Here is a 17752-nt window from a genome sequence, read left to right as displayed (position 1 = left end):
GCTTGTTTTTCTGCATGCTCAATTCATATCATATTTTCCTCATCCATTACAAGCTAAAAACCCTTACGTAGAGCGGGTTCTGTGAGCTTTCAAGCTCATTTTTACCCACTCGGTAAGGACAAGACCCGTTTTTTATAAGGAACCTCACCCGCTTGTGTAAATCGAGTGATGTAGTCAATCGCTGGCCTACTCTCTTGATCAATGGCTTTCTCTCTGAGCCAAGCAAGAGTGCGTGCTAAGCGACCCATATTATCTTCTGTATAGCCTTCTAGTGCTTTCGAGATTGGATCAAATGTTCCTGGTGTAGCTTTCTGTTTTGACTCAGCACATATCACATAATCGTTCTCAGATATAGTAGTTGCATTTTGCCTATGCAATATAACTATATCTGAAAGCGGAGCTGACTTTTTGCGATCCTGCTTGTAGCGCCACTTTCTGATAAGCGTGGTAACTTCCGGCCTTTCTGTGCTGAGAAAATAAAGCGCGAGTATTTCTCCAAAATCGCCGGACATAACCGCACCTGGATCCGGCAGTTTATTTGCGACTATCTCTGCTGCAGATAAGCCGGTTTCTTCAATGCGATCTCTGATTTGCTGAATAGTTGTATAGCAATGCGGGAGTTGTTGAACTAAATAATCTTCAAGAATAGTTGCTTGGTCTGGCCTCAAGACATGACAACGCACAGGTAGGCTACCTGGTGGCATCATATGCGGTTGAAAAGCACCCGAGACATTCATACCGGTTTACCCTCAATAGTATCTTCCAACGTGGCTTCAAGGAGTTGGCGGCGGAAGATCGAGGTAGTCGTGATACGGGATTCCAACTCATCGCACAGCTTCATCAGTTCGTCCACCTTCGCCAAAATCCGATGTTGTTCTGCCGAGCCCATAGGGTCACTACTTTTATGTCATTTGGTAATTAAGTAGACACGTCCAATGATTCCAGGCCGCTGCTGAACCGCTGCTGAACCGGGTAGGCGCTTCCGTAATTCGGGAGTCAGTGAATCCCGAATTTGGGGATAGCTTTGGTAAAATTGCCGGTAGCGACGCAGTTCACGTTCCTCAGCCCTCGTCACTCCATTTCTCTGCAGCGTCGCCGATAGACGCTCAAGCATCTTTTCACCATAGGCAACCCGATCAAGGCCGCCCTGTTCATACTCAAAAATATGGCACCCGACAATCCAATTTCTCAGGAACTTATTGGGGTCTATACTGTTGCACAATCTGTGAAGACATAGGGCCGAAACCCTCCAAGATGTTTACATTTACACGATGGTATCGCATTTTGCGATACCATTCTTTCGATTCTTTTCCCCTGCCCCCCGAAAGTGGCTACGCCACAAACGGGGCAGGCTCTTTGTGTTGTATATGCATAGGTGGGGTTTCTGGCTGCTAAGGTACTATAAACGAAGGGCTTTGTCAAAGACATTCATGCTTTTGGCATTACGTCTCTGGGAAAATAAAAAGAAGGGATAACAAGGCAGGGCGATTACGAAATGAGTAACATCAAAAAAACTATGGGGCCGTTGGTTCCTGGGGATTCTGTTTCTTTAAAAATTCACTGACGGCGTTCATGATCGAAGAGGCAACGGCCGTTTTCGGCATGGTCGGCACTTCGGTCCTCTTCCCTGACCGGTCAATGATCGTCACGGCGTTCGTATCAACGCCGAATCCCGATCCGTTCCGGAGCAGGTCATTGACAACGATCATATCAAGATGTTTGTCTTTCAGTTTTTTCAGGGCGTTCTGTTCAATGTTGTCCGTTTCAGCGGCAAAACCTATCAGCAGACGCTTTCCTCCCGCCTTGCCAAGTTCGAGCAGGATATCTTCGGTCCGTCCAAGCTCGAGGGTTTGGGCCGCGTCTTCTTTTTTAATTTTATGGTCCGATGTCCGGAGAGGCTTGAAATCAGAAACCGCGGCGGCCATGATGACGATATGGCTGCGGTCAAGATGCTCCGTCACCGCACGATGCATGTCCCCGGCGCTGACCACGGAAACCACTTTCATTCCCCATGGCGGCGCAAGCTGGGTGGGGCCGGTTATCAGGATCACCTCAGCGCCCCGGTCCCGTGCCGCAGCGGCAAGCGCATACCCCATCTTCCCTGTTGAGGGATTACTGATAAAGCGGACCGCGTCAATAAACTCGCGGGTCGGTCCCGCTGTTACCAGCACGGTCTTTCCCGCAAGGTCTTTTTGCGTCAAGCAAACGGCAAGCTCCTGGATGATCAGCCCTATATCCGCAAGCCTGCCCTTACCCTCGGTGCCGCAGGCAAGGCTGCCGGTACCGGGTTCGACAAACCGCACGCCGCTATCCTTCAGGACCGCAATGTTTCTCTGGAGCCGGGGATTACGGTACATACGGTCATTCATGGCGGGCGCGATAAGGAGCGGACAATCGATTGCCATCAGGGCCGACGTCAAGGCATCGTCCGCAATGCCTGCGGCGATCTTGCCGATGATGTTCGCCGTGGCCGGAGCGACGAGCGCGAGGTCCAGACCATCGGTGATCCCGATGTGTCCGATGGTGGCCTGGTTTCCGCCTGTAAACTCATCGAATAATACCGGTCTGCGGGAGAGTGTCTCAAAAGTCAGCCGGGACACGAATTTCTCCGCGCACGTTGTCATCGCGACACGCACCTCGGCGCCCTGCTCCGTCAGCCTTCGCAGCAGGTCTACCGCCTTGTATGCCGCGATGCTGCCGGTCACGCCGAGCAGAATCCGTTTCCCTGATAAAAGGTTCTCCTCCACGCCTGAGACTCCCTATTCCTCGCTCGTTCCCGTATCTTCAGGTTTCTCGTCCATCTCTTCTTCGCCGAGGCCATCTCCTTCAGGCTCCTCTTCAGCCCCCTCTTCCTCCGCAGACTCGGAAAGATAGGCGCTGAGCTCTTTGCGGATCTCCTCTTCCTTGGCCGAAAGCTGCGCATCCGCCCGTGCGCGTTCTTCACGCTTGCGGAACTCTTCCTTGGCCACATTGGCCGCTTCTCCGATGATGACCTTGAACTTTCCCGCGACTGCCTCTTCCAGTGCAATGGTCGTATCCTTGATGGAATTCGTAGAAACCTCCATCGGTGCTCCGGCGGAGAGCTGTCTCACCCGCTGGGACGCGATGTGCACCAAACGGAATTTTGTGTCGGAAATCTTGTCATTCATCTCGATGGGGAGAGAAATCAGGTCTTCTGCTGCTTTTTGCATCGTACACCTCCTCGAATTGTAAGTCGTAATGTCAATAATTAACCACAGAGAGCACGGAGAAATGAATTCTACTTTCGTACGTTCGGAAATAAAAACTCACCTTATTTTCTCAGTGAACTCTGTGATTGCAGTTATCATCCCTAATCCTTGTTTGATAATCAAAATATTCCTTCGATCCACGTGGTATCCATAAGCCGGATGCGGCACCGTTCCGCAATGATAATGGAGCGCAGTTCAACGAGCGCGCTGTCAAAATCCCGGTTGACAATAAGGTAGTCGTACATCGCATAGTCCCTGATCTCTTCGCGCGACCGCTGCATCCGCTTCCTGATCTCGTCCTCGTTGTCCGACTTGCGGTTTCTGAGCCGTTCCTCGAGGATATCGAGCGACGGCGGCATGATAAAGATGTACACCGCGGTATCATATTTTTCCCTGATCTGTTTTGCCCCCTGCGTATCGATATCGAGGATCACATCACGACCCTTAGAGACCATGACATCAAGCACCCTCCGTGACGTCCCGTAGAGGTTCTCGTGGACCTCCGCCCATTCCGCGAAATCGCCTGCCTGGATCATCTCCCGGAAACGTTCCTGGCTCACGAAATAGTAGTCCCTCCCGTCGATCTCGCCGGACCGCGGTTTGCGCGTGGTATGGGAAACCGAATGGGCAAGTTTCTCCAGCGAGTCGGTAATGGCCCGGCACAGGCTCGTCTTGCCCGCGCCCGACGGGGCTGAAACCACGAACAACAGTCCTTGTTTTCTCTTCACGTTTCACTCCCGCTGGAAAATCTCTGCATCAGGGTCTCAACCTGCACCGCGGAGAGAATGACATGGTCGCTGTCGGTGATAATGATCGCCCGCGTCTTTCTCCCCTGCGTGGCATCGAGCAGCCGCTTCTGTTCCTTCGCTTCGTCCTTGAGCCGCCGCATGGGAGCCGAGTCGGGAGAGAGGACCGCCACGACCTTTGTCGCCATCACCATGTTGCCGTATCCGATATTAACGAGGTTGTTTAGCATACATTATTTGTAACTACTCAGGTCAAAATATTGTCCGCAGATTGCGCAGATTTCACTGATTAAATCGAACCTGATTTATTAAAATCTGCGTCCATCTGCGAAATCTGCGGATAAAAAGGTCCTTATTTGTTGTAACACCCTTCTGGTTTCAGAGGTGCTGAGTAATTGCCATTATTCGATGTTCTGGACCTGTTCGCGAATTTTTTCCAGCTCGGCCTTTACGTTCACCACATCCATGGATATCTGCGCGTCCATTGCCTTGGATGCGATGGTGTTCACTTCTCTTCCCATCTCCTGCAGCAGAAAATCAAGTTTCCTGCCCACTGCTTCATGCGAGGAACCGCCCAGCAATGACCGCAATTGCGTCATGTGGCACTCCAGGCGGGTGAGCTCCTCAGTAACGTCCGTACGCTCCGCGAGGACCGCTATTTCCTGCGCCAGCCTGAGCGGATCAGGTTGTTCGTTCAGCAGCCTGTTCAGGGTTTCCGTCATTCGCTTGCGCGTGTTTTCGACGCTCACCGGAACCTGGGCACGGATGGCCAGGCCCGTTCGATCTACGGTATTAAGACGCTCCCCGATATCCTGCGCCAGAAGAGCACCCTCTTCACGACGCATCCGATCGAGTTCGTCAAGCGCCTGCGTCAGTCCTTTTGACAAAATCTGCCACAGGTTCTCCGGGTCATCCTTTTCCTCGGTCATCGTGATGAGGTCCGTCAAACCAGCCACCAGCGAGAGATCCACCCCTCCGCTCAACTCGAACCGTTTTTTGAGGTCCTCCAGTATCCCGATGTACTGCGCTGCCAATGCCTCGTTCACGACAAGCCTGCCGCCGCGCTCGTGCTCGCTGTTCCGGATAATGGAGACATCAAACCGTCCCCGGGAAAAACGTTCCTGGATGGTCTTTTTAACCCGCGACTCCAGCACCGCAAGCCCTCGGGGCATCTTTATCTGGATATCGAGATAACGGTTGTTCAGCGAACGGATCTCCAGGGAAAAGTGACTGCCTGCATCGCCCGCTTCCATCCGTCCATATCCCGTCATGCTGCGTATCATCGTTCATTCACCCTGGCTGAACGTAGTGTACGCTTCGATATCCGCAATGTCAAACGGTCCCGCGCCGCATCAGAACTTTCTCGCATAATCCTCCTCGACGATCGGCGTAAAATGAAAGGTCCTGGCGGTGTACGGCGGATAGATGTCAAAAAAGAAATGAAGCTCCACATCCCACGCCGTGCCGATCTTCATCCGACGCGAAGCATCATCACGCAGCAGTTTAAAATCTTCCGGTCCGAGCGGAAGGTCAAGGTCCTTCGCCTTTTTTACGAGATCAGACAGTATTTCCTCGTCTTTCGTTGTCTGCGCAAAACGGGCCATGGCGGACATTTCATCCTTCATCGCTTCGGCATCAATATAGAGCGGCGTTACTTTGACTCCGATATGAATGATAATAAAGAGAATCAGCAGAATAAATAAAACCTTAAAACTGACCATCCCGCTGTCCCTTGCTGGATTTGGCAATTTCGTTTCCTCCTTCTTTATCGAATCAGCGTCCCTATCCGCTCCCACCTTAGCCAGCGATCGTCCCCATCCCATGACCAGTAGATGATGAGCGCCCGGCCGATGATTTTTTCATACTTCACGAAACCCCAGACCCGGCTGTCCTGGCTGTTATCGCGGTTATCTCCCATTACAAATACCGATTCGGCCGGCACCAGTTTTGGAGGAAAATCATAATTCGACTGGTCGCGAAGATATAAAATGTTGTGTTTAACGACGCCCAGTTGTTCTTCAAGCAGCTTCGGCTTTTCATAATAAGACGAAGCGTCGGCCTGTTCTTTTTCCGTGAATACACCTTGCGCGATGACCTGCACCGGCTGGTCATTGATGAACAGGATCCCCTTTTTGATCTCGATCTTGTCTCCCGGGAGGCCGACAATTCGTTTAATGAAGTTCTTCGATTCGTTCTCCGGATATTTGAATACGATGATCTCGCCGCGCTTCGGCTCTTTCCAGGTGAATATCCTGATATCCGTAAAGGGTATCCGCGGTCCGTAGATGAACTTGTTCACCAGCAGGTGATCGCCGATGTCGAGCGTCGGTATCATCGATCCCGACGGTATCTTGAATGCCTCGACCACGAACTGTCGAATGAATAAAGCCACGACCGCCGCGATGAGAAACGGTTCAATCCATTCCTTGTAAAATGATTTGTGTTTCACTCCTTGTTGCTGTTGTTCCGTCATCATGACTCCTCTAAAAACATATTCTCAATGCAAAAGCCCTTTTTATCCGCAGATTTCGCAGATGGACACAGATTTTTTTAAAACAAATCGGGTTCGATTTAATCTGTGCAATCTGCGTAATCTGCGGACAATATTTGGACCTGAGTAGTTACCTGCATTTTACATTTTTCATTTTGCATTTTTATGGTCATTCTCCCACTTTCAGAACCGCCAGGAACGCCTCCTGCGGAAGTTCGACGCTGCCGACCTGCTTCATCCGTTTTTTGCCTTCCTTCTGTTTTTCCAGAAGTTTGCGTTTTCGGGTAATGTCTCCGCCGTAGCACTTCGCGGTAACGTCCTTGCGCAGCGCTCTGACCGTTTCACGGGAAATGATCTTTGCGCCGATCGCAGCCTGGATGATCACCTCATACAACTGTCGCGGGATCACTTCCTTGAGCTTCTCCGCAAGCTGCCTGCCGCGGATCGCGGCCTTGTCGCGATGGGTGATGAGCGACAAGGCGTCCACGGGTTCCCCGTTCATCAGCACATCGAGCTTAACGAGATCGGACTCACTATAGCCCGACAGTTCATAATCAAGCGAGGCATATCCCTTGGTCAGTGATTTGAGCCGGTCATAGAAGTCCATCACGATCTCGTTCAAGGGAAGATCATAGGTGATCCGCACACGGTCCTTGGTGATATACTCGATCTCCCGCTGGTTGCCCCGCCGCTCCTGACACAATGCGATCAGCGACCCCACGTACTGCTCCGGCGTGATGAGCGAGGCCACGATCATCGGCTCCTCGATGCGCTGGATATCCTGGATGTCCGGCATCTTGGCGGGATTGTCCACCATCATGATGGTGCCGTCGTTCCTGGTCACCCGGTAAACAACCGTAGGCGCTGTAGGGATCAGATCGAGTTTGAACTCCCGCTCGAGCCGTTCCTTTACGATATCCATGTGCAGAAGGCCGAGAAAACCGCACCGGAAACCGAACCCGAGGGCAAGCGAGGTTTCCGGTTCATAGGTGAACGAAGCGTCATTCAAACGCAGTTTTTCAAGGGCGTCACGCAAATCGGCATAACCGTCACTGTCCACCGGGTAGATGCCGGCGAAGACCATGGGCTTTACGTCTTTGTACCCCGGGAGCGGCGCGTCCGCCGGTCGATCAGCGTCCATGACCGTATCACCGATCTTGGCATCCGCAACCCGCTTGATGCCGGCGATGATGCAGCCCACCTCACCCGGGGACAATTCCGTTGTCGGCTGCATCTTCGGTGTGAACACCCCGACGGACTGCACTTCGTAGACCGCGGAATTCGAGAACAGCCTGATCTTCTGCTTTGGACGCACAACGCCGTCCACTACCCGGACCAGAATGACCACCCCCTGGTACGTGTCATACCAGGAGTCGAACAACAGCGCTTTGAGCGGCGCATCAGGGTCTCCGGGAGGCGCCGGGATATTTTTGACAACCGACTCGAGGATCTCGTGGATGCCAATTCCCGCTTTGGCGCTCGCGGAAATAGCGCCTGAAGCGTCAAGTCCTATGACCTCTTCGATCTGGTGCTTCGCCTCCTCGATGTCTGCGCTCGGAAGATCGATCTTGTTGATCACCGGGATCATCTCGAGGTTATGATCGAGCGCAAGATACGCGTTGGCGAGCGTCTGCGCTTCCACTCCCTGCGAGGCGTCCACCACGAGGAGCGCGCCTTCACATGCTGCCATGCTGCGCGAGACCTCGTAGGTAAAATCGACATGACCCGGCGTGTCGATCAGGTTCAGGATATAATCCTGACCGTCTGAAGCCTTATAGGTAAGACGCACGGCATGGGCCTTGATGGTGATGCCGCGTTCGCGTTCAAGGTCCATGTCGTCCAGAACCTGGTTGCTGCCCGCGGCCGACATCTCCCGGTCCGAAAGCGCTCCCGTAAATTCGAGGATCCTGTCGGCAAGCGTTGACTTGCCGTGGTCGATATGCGCAATGATGCAGAAATTCCTGATATGAGTACTTGCCATAATTTATTTCAAATTCCAACTCTCAAATGATATATCACCCATACCATAGAACCAAATATGCCACAAAGACGCGAAGGCGCGAAGAAAATCGTTTAAAAAAGACCTTTCTAATTCCGCAGACCTTCATGTTTTCTTCGCGTCTTAGTGCCTTCGTGGCTGAATTTTGTTTGGTGTTTATTCAGGAGCATGTCACCTTACGTTGACTGTATCTTCTGCAACGCCCCGGCCGCTGCGCCGATCATTCCCGCGTCATCGCCGAGCAGTGAGGGAACGATCTCGGTCCGCTCCGCGGGCACCTGAAAGGCCCGCTTCATGATCTCCTCATGAGTAGCGCCGATGAAAAGATCCCAGGCATCCTTGACGCCGCCGCCGATGACAATCATGTTGGGGTTAAAAATATTGATCAGATTCGCAATGCCGATGCCGAGCATGGAGCCCATGTCCTTCATTACCTGCCGGGCGATGGGCTCTCCGTTCCGCGCCGCCTGATAGATCTGCGCGGACGTTACCTCCGAGGTCTGATTTGCTTCGACCATCCCCGAGGCTTCCCGATAGCTTTGGACAATACCTCTCGCCGAAGCGTACATCTCAAGGCAACCGGTATTGCCGCATCCACATTGCCGCCCGTCAGGGATCAGCGTCATGTGGCCTATCTCCCCTGCCATTCCATCAGCGCCCTGCCAGATCTTATTATCGAGGACAATCCCGCCGCCCACGCCCGTCCCGAGCGTCAACAGGATCATGCTGTTGATGCCGCGTCCTGCACCGCGCCACTGTTCTCCAAGTGCCGCCGCATTGGCGTCGTTCTCGATAACAACCGGGATGCGGAGCGCCTTTTCCAATTCATCCCTGAGAGGGAGGTTGTTCCAGTCAGGGAAATTGGGAGACTTCACGACAACGCCCTTGTCCATCAGGATAACGCCGGGCGCGCCGACTCCGACCGCCCTGACGCGCAGTCCACGCTGCACGGCAATCTCCCGTTGCTTCGTAATATTGTCAACCAGACGGGCGACGACTTGTTTCCAGCCATCCGAGGCATTCGTGGGCTCTTTGCGCTTGTCGAGGATGTCCCCGTCAACGCTTAAGAGCGCAGTCCTCAGGTTTGTCCCGCCGAGGTCCACGCCGATTACCACATGGCCCACGCCCGCCCTCCGTAACTACGCAAAATCATAGGATATTCGTAAAGGTTTGCATGATAACATACTGTAGTATGAATGTAAATAAGATTATTGCCAATTGGGTATCAACTGAAAAAGGAATTGTCAGGACAAAATGATGAGGTAAGCCCATTGCGCAAGCAGAATCATGACCACTCCTGATCTCATGACATTGATTTCTTTATCGGTAAGAAGGAGGCTGATACGGGGAAGATCGAATACAGCACTGATAAGACTGAAGATAAAATACAGCACAGCAGAAATCAGGCACAGGGTCATGAGGGGATTCATGCCAAACGCGGACAGGATATCGCCATGGGACAAGTGCACCACCGACCGGGTAGAACCACAGGTGAGACAGGGGATGCCGGTCAGTCCCTTGAACACGCAGTCCGGCGCGAACGATAAGATCGGCTGCAACCATCCAACGCCAAGCATCACCAGCGCGATACCTCCGTAGATGATGCCGAATTCTATCTGCTCCGGGGCCCTCTTTTTCAGCAACAGTCGCATGCCGGCGAGCTCACATCACTGATACATTTGCATCATGGCGCCGAAGGATGAGGCGATAGCTCCCATGAACAAAACAACCGCCAGAATGAACATCCCACAGCAAAACAGGAAAGGAAAGAGAACGGCAACGGTCGCTTTACCGCCGGTGGTCTCATGCGCGTCCCTGAGCCCGATCATGAAGAGAGTAAGCACCCAGAGCATCGCGATCATCATACCGCAGTAGGGAATGGCCAGGAACAGGAAGGGCGTCACACTGTAGCTTACTACCCGAAAGGTCGCCTCAAAGCCTGCCTTCTCTCCACGGACCACCATGAGAAAAAGGTGGAGCATTCCGGACACGACGAACAGCCAGAGTATGAGCATGAACGGGATCATGAGCGTCCCGAGCGGCGATGCGATACCGTCTGACATCCCCCGACCGGCTGCGCTCCTCATCTCAGGGGTCATGAAGCTGTTCATCGAATCATGGAGCAAAAGGTGCCATACGGAAAGGAACATCAACCCCATTGTGCCGATGATCATGGCAAAGAGCATCGGATCGGTCAGACCGCCTGTCACCGGCATCTTCTTGAAAAAAGCCGAAGGGCTGGAAAGAACGTCCCGTGCGGTCCTGGAGAGACCATGAAAAAATCCGATTGTTGCCCGGTCCTCCCAGGATGTTTTGTATCTCCCGCCATCAGGTGGCGTTATGCCCGATGCGTGATTCTCGGCAACAAGCCTTGTCCCGCAATGCTGACAAAAAGTCTGACCTTCACCTATTTCCTTGCCACAGTGTTTACAGAACACGCAACCTCCTTACCATAGGACGGCCTTCGGCCGCAATCAATCCCCCCTCACCTCGATCCTCTCCCTCGCCGACGGTAATTACATATCGGCCAGGGTGAGGGGTCAATTCAAGAGCAAACAAATGAAGAAATTTTATACTATATAAGAAGGGTTGTCAATTTTAATCATGTCTTGACGGTGTGTTGAGCGAAGGAAATTAAATGCAAAGGGACGATGCAATCCCATCATTGGATCAATTGAATGAATCACGCACTTCCGCACTCACGGGGATCCCCTTTGATCTTCTCGATCGCATGCGGAAGTGCGGGAAGGATGACAGCGAGGTTCTCACGAACCGCCTTGGGACTGCCGGGCAGGTTCACGATCAAGGTCTGTTTGCGGATGCCTGCTACAGCCCGGGAGATCATGGCATGGGGCGTCTTCTTGAGGCTCTCGGCGCGCATGGCTTCTGCCATGCCCGGGAGTTCCCGATCGATCACTGCCCGTGTAGCCTCGGGCGTCACGTCACGCGCTGACACGCCTGTGCCTCCTGTGGTGATGATGAGATCGATCGTTCCGGAATCGGACAGGCGGCTCAGCACTTCGATAATGCGCAGTTTCTCATCGGGAAGGATTTCATAATGTCCAACAAGAGCAGGTATGCCCGCGATCATTTCGCGAATGGTCCTTCCGCTCTCGTCCTCACGTTCCCCTTTTGAGCCTTTGTCGCTCAGGGTTATGATGGCAGCACGAATATTCATCTTGTTCACATCCTAACCCGGACAAACCGGAACCAAAAAGGCGTCTCTCGCAGAGGCGCAGAGTTCGCAGAGAAAAGCTCGAAAAATGTTCTGGGTTAAAGCCAGTACTTACAGGTTATGATTTACTCTGCGTCCTCTGCGCCTCTGCGAGAAAACTTCTTGCCGTCTTGAGAACACTCAAGCCACAACGCCGCCCACGGTGATCTCGGGTATCCGGAGCGTCGGCTGGGCGTCGCTTACCGGCGACCCCTGCCCGTCCTTGCCGCAGGTCCCGATGGAGAAACCGAGATCAGTGCCGACCCGGTCAATGGAGAGAAGGACCTGCGGTCCATTCCCCGTGAGCGTTGCCCCGCGCACCAATTCCCCGATCTTCCCGTTCTCGATCAGGTATCCTTCGCTCACCTCGAACACAAAATCACCGTTCACGGTATTAACCTGCCCGCCGCCCATTTTTTTCACAAAAAGACCGTTCGGCGTTGACCGCAGGATGTCTTCAGGATCGGATTCACCGGGCATGATCATCGTGTTCGTCATCCGGGGGATCGGCCGGTGTTTGTAGGATTCACGTCTGCCGTTCCCGGTGGACCTCGCTCCGTCCTTCATGGCTGTCAGACGATCGTACATGAATGATTTAAGAATTCCCCTGTCCACCAGCACCGTGCGTTCCGCATCAACGCCTTCATCGTCGAATCGGAACGATCCGCGCTTCCCGGCCAGCGTGGCGTCGTCCACGACCGTAATGAGCGATGATGCGATCCGTTCTCCCCTTTTGTTCGAGTAAACCGAGAGGCCGGCTTGGGCCAGGTCCGCCTCAAGACCGTGACCGACTGCCTCGTGGATCATGGTGCCGCCCGCCTCCGAGGAGAGCACAACCGGCATTCTGCCTGCCGGCGCCTTTCTCGCGGAAAGCATCATCACCGCGCGCCGCGCCGCGGTCTCTGCCGCCTGGTCAAGCGGGTACGCGTCAAAGAGCTCCATGCCGGCAATACCCCCGATCGGCTCGTACCCGGTCTGGACGACCGCTCCGTCCGCGGCCACGACATGGACAACCGCGGTAAGATACATGCGTTCATCCCCGGCAAGAACACCATCGGAGTTTGCCATAAGGACCCGCTGCCGGTTTTCCCGGTAGCTCACCAGTGCCTGCCGGATGCGCGGATCGAACGAGCGCGCGACCTTGTTTGCCTGAAGCACCATCGCCGCCTTCCGGGAGGTATCCACCCTTTCCGGGGCCTGTCTGACCAACAGGTCAACACGCGGATTCGCCCGTATCAACGTAACGGCCGGCTGATGGATGTCCCCGGCCGCAGCTTGCCGTACCGCATCGGCAATTTCAAGAAGAGACCCGGTCGTCAGTTCATTGGTATAGGCGTAGGCAGTCCTCCGGCCGAAGATGAGCCGGACTCCGGCGCCGCAGTCCACCCCGGACAGGACCTTTTCAATCCGGTTGTCCTCGCACATGAGCGAGAGCGGCGCGCTCTGTTCAATAAAAACATCCGCGAACTCGCCGCCGTTCCGCAAGGCCCTTTTCAGGACCGCGCCAAGATCAATATTCACGTCCACTGTTTATCCTCTGCTCGCATCGCGCCGTAACGCCGGACTGCATTTTTTGCCATCATAGGGGAATCTGCATGCAATTGCAACTTTTTATCACCGAACAGGGCATTTCAATAAATAATGGCCATGCCTTTCGCCTTATCTTACCATGCGGATAAAACGAATTTTATTCTTGTTGACAAAACAGATAAGAGCGGCTAACCTTTTAAAAAGTCACCCTGACTGGATCAATAAATATCCTGATGAAACAAAAGAAGATACTGATAGCGGATGACAATGAGGGTATCCGGGAAGCTCTCTGTATCATCCTCGAGGACCAGGGACATACCTTGTGGACGGCGAAAGACGGCGCAGAAGCGCTCAGCAAAGTGCGGGAGTTCTCTCCCGATATCCTGATCCTCGATGTCATGATGCCGAAGATAAGCGGCTATGATGTCTGCCGCACCATCAAGAACGACCCCAACCTCAAAAAAACCTTCGTCCTCATGCTGAGTGACAAAGGTCAGGCAACCGGGCAAGAGCATGGCAAGGAAGTCGGCGCTGACGAATACATCGCAAAACCCTTCACCCCCAGTGAACTGCTCGCCCGGCTCCATAAATGTCCCGGATGAGCGCTCATGCAATTGCATGCGGGTTTAACTGCTTGACTTTTCCTCGCTTTTCGATGTAAATTATTCCATGTTTCAACGTGTCATCAGCATCCTCAAACAAAAAGAGCTTCTTTCCCCCGCGGTAATCATCCTGTCGCTTCTGATCGTACTCTCTCTCATCATCATTCTCGGACAGTTCTTTCACCAGACACTCCAGGAAGAGATGGCGGCACAGTTCAACCAACAGCAGCTCCTGCTTGCCCGTGAAGTTGCCATGAACATAGAAAGCTTCATCGACTATGTATCCAAGAACATCCGGGTCATCTCCCGACTACCGGATCTCGATCGTATCCATCTCAGCCCCCGAAGCCGATCAGTTGCCGAATCGATCAATATCGGTTTACAGAACAAAGCATTGGAAACCATCCAGGTGCTTAACAAAGACGGGATTGTGCTCTACGATAGCTCGTATCCCCGGAAGGAAGGCATGGACTTGTCGCAAACCGATTATTTTCAAAAAGCCCGCCTCCTGCCCGACAATGAACGGCTCATTACCGACCTGATCCATGTTCATAAAGATAAACCAGAGACTCAAGTGTTCATCGTTGCCACCCCTGTTTATCTGCACGATGCGAATCACCCCGTATCTGAGTTCAAAGGTGTCGTTCTTGCCGTTCTCTCTATGGATGGCATTACTCAAAAATATCTTTTGCCGATCAAGTCAGGTATGCGCGGGTATGCCTGGATGATGGACGCCGATGGAACGTTGCTCTACCATCCCACTCAGCCCCAGATGGTGGGCAAGAACCTGTACCAATCCAATCGGTCGTGCTTCCAGTGCCACAAGTCATTCGCTACCGAGAAAAAGATGATCGAAGAAAAAACGGAAACCTTTGGGTATTATAAGGCGCCGGGAGGAGAGAACAAACTTGCGGCGTTTTACCGGTTTCCAATCGTAAGAAAATCATGGATCATTGTAGTGTCCGCGCCGTACTCCGACGTCATCGCGCTCATGCAAAAAAGCAGACGGTTCTACTCACTCCTGATCCTGTCGATCTTCATCACCACGCTGGTTGCCTCAGGCACCACGATCATCAATTATAAAAGAAAGATCAAGGCCGAAGAAAAAGCCAAGCATTTCGAGAACCAGCGCAGGCTGGAGCGCGAAATAGAGATCCAGAAGGATTACCTTGAGAACATCATCGAGAACACGAAAACCAATCTCATGGTCCTTGACAAGGATCTCAGGGTCAAAACGTTGAACACCGCTCAGGCGAAGACGTTCAGCCGACCGAAGCAAGACATCCTCAACTGCCCGTTCTTCACGCTCTTCCCTGACAATCTCCAGCCGTATGAAAGCATCCCGTTCGAGACCTTGTTGCACAAAACACTCACGGGACGCAGCTTTGCGATCAAAGATTACAGGATAACCGCTCTTGAAGCGGCCCCTCTCTATCTGGACATGAACATCAGCCCGCTCATCATCGAAAATACGATTTCCGGCATTCTGATATCGAGCAACAACGTCACGAAGCGGGTCCACCTTGAGGAGGCGCTCAAGCAGTACACCGTCGAGCTCGAAGACAAGGTCGACAAGGGGACCGCCACGGCGAAGAAGCTCGAACAGCAGGTCATGCACTCGGAAAAACTTGCTTCGCTCGGCAGGCTCGCGGCCGGCGTCGCCCACGAGATCGGCAATCCCCTCACCTCGATCTCGACCTTTGCCCAGCTGCTCCGGGAAATGGCAACGGACGAATTTTCACAAAAAAGCCTCGACATCATCAACAACCACATCCAGCGGATCACGGATATCGTGCGGCACATGTCCACCTTTGCGCGCGCCGATTCGCTGAAAATAAGACCCGTGCAGCTTAATGACGTCCTGCAGTCAACCCTCGACCTCATGCGTCTCGACAAGCGAATGAAAAACACGATAGAAATTCTGTCTTTTTTTGATCCCAGCCTCCCTCAAACCATGATCGACGAAGGGCAGGTGTCCCAGGTCTTCATGAATATCATCCTGAATGCCCTGGATGCGATGCCCGAAGGTGGGAAACTGACGGTTACGACAAGACAGGAACGGAACGAGTCGGGAACAAATTCAATTGTGATCGAGTTGGCGGACACCGGCATCGGGATTGCCGGACAGGACCTTGAAAAGATCTTCGACCCCTTTTACACAACCAAGGAAGTAGGCACGGGCACCGGACTCGGGCTCTCATTGAGCTATAATATCGTCAAGCGGTTCAAGGGCGACATCAGGGTGGATAGTGAAGTAGGAAGAGGCACGATCTTCACCATCACACTTCCGATCGATCAGGGATAAGGGAGACAGCTGTCATGGACAACGCGAATATTCTGGTCGTCGACGATGAAAAAGACATCTGCATGGCCCTGAACATCATCCTCACCAAGGAGGGATACTCGGTCAAGGAAGCGTACAACGGAGAGCAGGCGCTCGAACTCATCAAGCGGGAAAACTTCGACATCATCATGACCGACATCAAGATGGAGAAAATGGACGGGTTCGAGGTGCTGAAGCAGGCCAGGCAAATAAGCCCTGAATCGACGGTGGTCATGATGACCGCCTTCGCCTCCGTCCTGTCAGCGGTAGAGGCCATGCGCGCAGGCGCCACGGACTATATCACCAAGCCCTTCATCAATGACGAGATCAGGCTGACCGTCAAGAGCATCCTCCAGAGCCGCGAGCTCCGGCTTGAAAACCAGATCCTGCGCCAGGAACTCAGTCAGCGCCCCGCCGCTTTCACGAACATCATCGGCAGCTCCGATCCCCTGCAAAAAGTATTCACGGTCATGGAAAAAGTGATCCCGAACAAGAGTAACGTCCTGATTACCGGCGATAGCGGCACGGGCAAGGGCCTCGTGGCGCTGGCAATCCACGAAGGAGGCCCTCGCAAGGACAAACCGTTCATTTCCATCAATTGCGGCGCCATCCCGGAGAACCTGCTGGAAAGCGAGCTGTTCGGGCACAAGAAGGGCGCCTTCACCTCGGCAAACGAGGACAAGAAGGGCCTTATCACCATGGCGAACGGCGGCACTCTCTTTCTCGATGAGATCGGAGAACTGCCGCAAGCGCTTCAGGTAAAACTGCTCCACGTCATCCAGACCAAGGAGCTCACCCCCGTGGGCGACACGCGGGTCATCACCGTGGAGGTCAGGATCATAGCCGCCACGAATGCCGACCTCATGCAGCGCGTGAAGGAAGGTCGTTTTCGAGAAGACCTTTACTATCGTTTGAACGTCATTGAGATCCACATGCCGTCGCTGCGCGAGCGGCGTGACGATATCCCGATGCTCATCAAACATTATCTTACGATCGCCGCAAAGGAAGCGGGAAAGACGGTCAAGGACATCGATTACGAGGCAATGCAGGCCCTGCTCGCCTATGACTGGCCGGGCAACATCAGGGAACTGAGAAATACGATCGAACGGGCAACCGTGCTCGCCGACGGGGAAGTGATCACCATTCACGACCTGCCGGACAAGTTCAGGACCCTCGACATTGAAGGAGTTTCGACCTCATCGCTCAGGCAGGCGCTCGATGAATTTGAGCGGGAATATATACGAAGAAGCATGATGGAAAATAAAGGGAACAAGGAAGCGGCGGCGAACAAGCTCGGGGTCGACCTTGCGACCTTATATCGGAAGCTGAAGAAACTCAGGATCGAGACAGGGTAGCGTTTCAGGCCCCCTCCCCTTGCCCCCAGTCTCCAAACCGTTCAGGCTCGCGAGTCTCGCTGCCTTTAAGCCTGACCTCACTCACCGAAGATACCGGAAGCGCTATCCACTGCATCGAACTTTTGAGATGCACTTCGACATCGGAGACTTCTATCAACGTGCCGGTATATTTCATTCCGTTCGCTATGACGTCCACTTCCTTGCCGATCATTGATTGAATATCAGGCATATATCCTCCTTCGTCGTTTTCCTGGCTCCCTAC

18 protein-coding genes are annotated in these 17752 nt (G+C 53.3%); 3 read left to right on the top strand and 15 right to left on the bottom strand.

Translation table 11 applies throughout. The annotated features are described in order from the left end of the window. Positions 1-101: 101 nt before the first annotated feature. The 14 genes from M0R70_09565 to M0R70_09500 form a co-directional block, all read right to left on the bottom strand. Complete coding sequence (locus tag M0R70_09565; protein MCK9419612.1) at positions 102-737, bottom strand: DUF1837 domain-containing protein; 636 nt, start codon at positions 735-737, stop codon at positions 102-104. A 777-nt stretch (positions 738-1514) separates the two neighbouring features. Next, the gene (gene coaBC / locus M0R70_09560) at positions 1515-2747 is read right to left on the bottom strand and encodes a bifunctional phosphopantothenoylcysteine decarboxylase/phosphopantothenate--cysteine ligase CoaBC (protein MCK9419611.1); all 1233 of its coding nucleotides are present in this window, start codon (positions 2745-2747) and stop codon (positions 1515-1517) included. Positions 2748-2759: 12 nt separating this feature from the next. Continuing rightward, positions 2760-3191, bottom strand: coding sequence for a DNA-directed RNA polymerase subunit omega (gene rpoZ / locus M0R70_09555; protein MCK9419610.1), 432 nt, complete (start codon positions 3189-3191; stop codon positions 2760-2762). A gap of 158 nt (positions 3192-3349) precedes the next feature. Next, a complete protein-coding gene (gene gmk / locus M0R70_09550; protein ID MCK9419609.1) occupies positions 3350-3958 on the bottom strand; it encodes a guanylate kinase in 609 nt (202 codons plus the stop codon). Continuing rightward, on the bottom strand, positions 3955-4206 hold the full coding sequence (locus tag M0R70_09545; protein MCK9419608.1) for a DUF370 domain-containing protein: 252 nt from the start codon (positions 4204-4206) through the stop codon (positions 3955-3957). Before M0R70_09545 ends, gmk begins: the two co-directional genes overlap by 4 nt. Before the next feature lie 171 nt (positions 4207-4377). Further along, the gene (locus M0R70_09540) at positions 4378-5259 is read right to left on the bottom strand and encodes a YicC family protein (protein MCK9419607.1); all 882 of its coding nucleotides are present in this window, start codon (positions 5257-5259) and stop codon (positions 4378-4380) included. Positions 5260-5328: 69 nt separating this feature from the next. Then, complete coding sequence (locus tag M0R70_09535; GenBank protein MCK9419606.1) at positions 5329-5724, bottom strand: hypothetical protein; 396 nt, start codon at positions 5722-5724, stop codon at positions 5329-5331. Between the two features lie 17 nt (positions 5725-5741). Further along, positions 5742-6452, bottom strand: a complete 711-nt coding sequence (gene lepB, locus M0R70_09530; protein MCK9419605.1) for a signal peptidase I — start codon at positions 6450-6452, stop codon at positions 5742-5744. Positions 6453-6636: 184 nt separating this feature from the next. Further along, positions 6637-8448: a translation elongation factor 4 gene (gene lepA / locus M0R70_09525; protein MCK9419604.1), complete on the bottom strand. Its 1812-nt coding sequence runs from the start codon at positions 8446-8448 to the stop codon at positions 6637-6639. A 194-nt stretch (positions 8449-8642) separates the two neighbouring features. Beyond that, positions 8643-9590: an ROK family protein gene (locus tag M0R70_09520; protein ID MCK9419603.1), complete on the bottom strand. Its 948-nt coding sequence runs from the start codon at positions 9588-9590 to the stop codon at positions 8643-8645. 120 nt (positions 9591-9710) lie between these two features. Further along, a complete protein-coding gene (locus M0R70_09515; GenBank protein ID MCK9419602.1) occupies positions 9711-10118 on the bottom strand; it encodes a DUF2752 domain-containing protein in 408 nt (135 codons plus the stop codon). Between the two features lie 15 nt (positions 10119-10133). Next, positions 10134-10904 (bottom strand): YIP1 family protein, encoded by a 771-nt coding sequence (locus tag M0R70_09510; protein MCK9419601.1) that lies wholly within the window; start codon positions 10902-10904, stop codon positions 10134-10136. 245 nt (positions 10905-11149) lie between these two features. Next, a complete protein-coding gene (locus M0R70_09505; protein MCK9419600.1) occupies positions 11150-11644 on the bottom strand; it encodes a MogA/MoaB family molybdenum cofactor biosynthesis protein in 495 nt (164 codons plus the stop codon). Positions 11645-11821: 177 nt separating this feature from the next. Continuing rightward, positions 11822-13207: a TldD/PmbA family protein gene (locus tag M0R70_09500; GenBank protein ID MCK9419599.1), complete on the bottom strand. Its 1386-nt coding sequence runs from the start codon at positions 13205-13207 to the stop codon at positions 11822-11824. A 236-nt stretch (positions 13208-13443) separates the two neighbouring features. On the opposite strand from M0R70_09500, the gene M0R70_09495 reads away from it, so the two are divergent. The 3 genes from M0R70_09495 (at position 13444) to M0R70_09485 (ending at position 17490) form a co-directional block, all read left to right on the top strand. Next, positions 13444-13812, top strand: a complete 369-nt coding sequence (locus M0R70_09495; GenBank protein ID MCK9419598.1) for a response regulator — start codon at positions 13444-13446, stop codon at positions 13810-13812. A gap of 67 nt (positions 13813-13879) precedes the next feature. Then, complete coding sequence (locus tag M0R70_09490) at positions 13880-16117, top strand: ATP-binding protein (protein ID MCK9419597.1); 2238 nt, start codon at positions 13880-13882, stop codon at positions 16115-16117. Positions 16118-16131: 14 nt separating this feature from the next. Then, a complete protein-coding gene (locus M0R70_09485) occupies positions 16132-17490 on the top strand; it encodes a sigma-54 dependent transcriptional regulator (protein ID MCK9419596.1) in 1359 nt (452 codons plus the stop codon). A 4-nt stretch (positions 17491-17494) separates the two neighbouring features. On the opposite strand, the gene M0R70_09480 is transcribed toward M0R70_09485, so the two are convergent. Further along, positions 17495-17719, bottom strand: coding sequence for a hypothetical protein (locus M0R70_09480; protein ID MCK9419595.1), 225 nt, complete (start codon positions 17717-17719; stop codon positions 17495-17497). Between the last annotated feature and the right edge of the window lie 33 nt (positions 17720-17752).

This window comes from Nitrospirota bacterium (genome assembly GCA_023229435.1).
In the GTDB taxonomy this organism is placed as follows: domain Bacteria; phylum Nitrospirota; class UBA9217; order UBA9217; family UBA9217; genus JALNZF01.
The sequence above is the reverse complement of the archived record's forward strand: the minus strand, read 5'-3'. Positions and strand labels throughout refer to the sequence as shown.

What these genes read in the sequence shown, in the direction of transcription:
- M0R70_09565 (MCK9419612.1), bottom strand. Translation starts at nt 737, where the DNA reads ATGAATGTCTCGGGTGCTTTTCAACCGCATATGATGCCACCAGGTAGC.
- rpoZ (MCK9419610.1), bottom strand. Translation starts at nt 3,191, where the DNA reads ATGCAAAAAGCAGCAGAAGACCTGATTTCTCTCCCCATCGAGATGAAT.
- M0R70_09545 (MCK9419608.1), bottom strand. Translation starts at nt 4,206, where the DNA reads ATGCTAAACAACCTCGTTAATATCGGATACGGCAACATGGTGATGGCG.
- M0R70_09540 (MCK9419607.1), bottom strand. Translation starts at nt 5,259, where the DNA reads ATGATACGCAGCATGACGGGATATGGACGGATGGAAGCGGGCGATGCA.
- lepB (MCK9419605.1), bottom strand. Translation starts at nt 6,452, where the DNA reads ATGATGACGGAACAACAGCAACAAGGAGTGAAACACAAATCATTTTAC.
- lepA (MCK9419604.1), bottom strand. Translation starts at nt 8,448, where the DNA reads ATGGCAAGTACTCATATCAGGAATTTCTGCATCATTGCGCATATCGAC.
- M0R70_09515 (MCK9419602.1), bottom strand. Translation starts at nt 10,118, where the DNA reads ATGCGACTGTTGCTGAAAAAGAGGGCCCCGGAGCAGATAGAATTCGGC.
- M0R70_09505 (MCK9419600.1), bottom strand. Translation starts at nt 11,644, where the DNA reads ATGAATATTCGTGCTGCCATCATAACCCTGAGCGACAAAGGCTCAAAA.
- M0R70_09495 (MCK9419598.1), top strand. Translation starts at nt 13,444, where the DNA reads ATGAAACAAAAGAAGATACTGATAGCGGATGACAATGAGGGTATCCGG.
- M0R70_09490 (MCK9419597.1), top strand. Translation starts at nt 13,880, where the DNA reads ATGTTTCAACGTGTCATCAGCATCCTCAAACAAAAAGAGCTTCTTTCC.
- M0R70_09485 (MCK9419596.1), top strand. Translation starts at nt 16,132, where the DNA reads ATGGACAACGCGAATATTCTGGTCGTCGACGATGAAAAAGACATCTGC.
- M0R70_09480 (MCK9419595.1), bottom strand. Translation starts at nt 17,719, where the DNA reads ATGCCTGATATTCAATCAATGATCGGCAAGGAAGTGGACGTCATAGCG.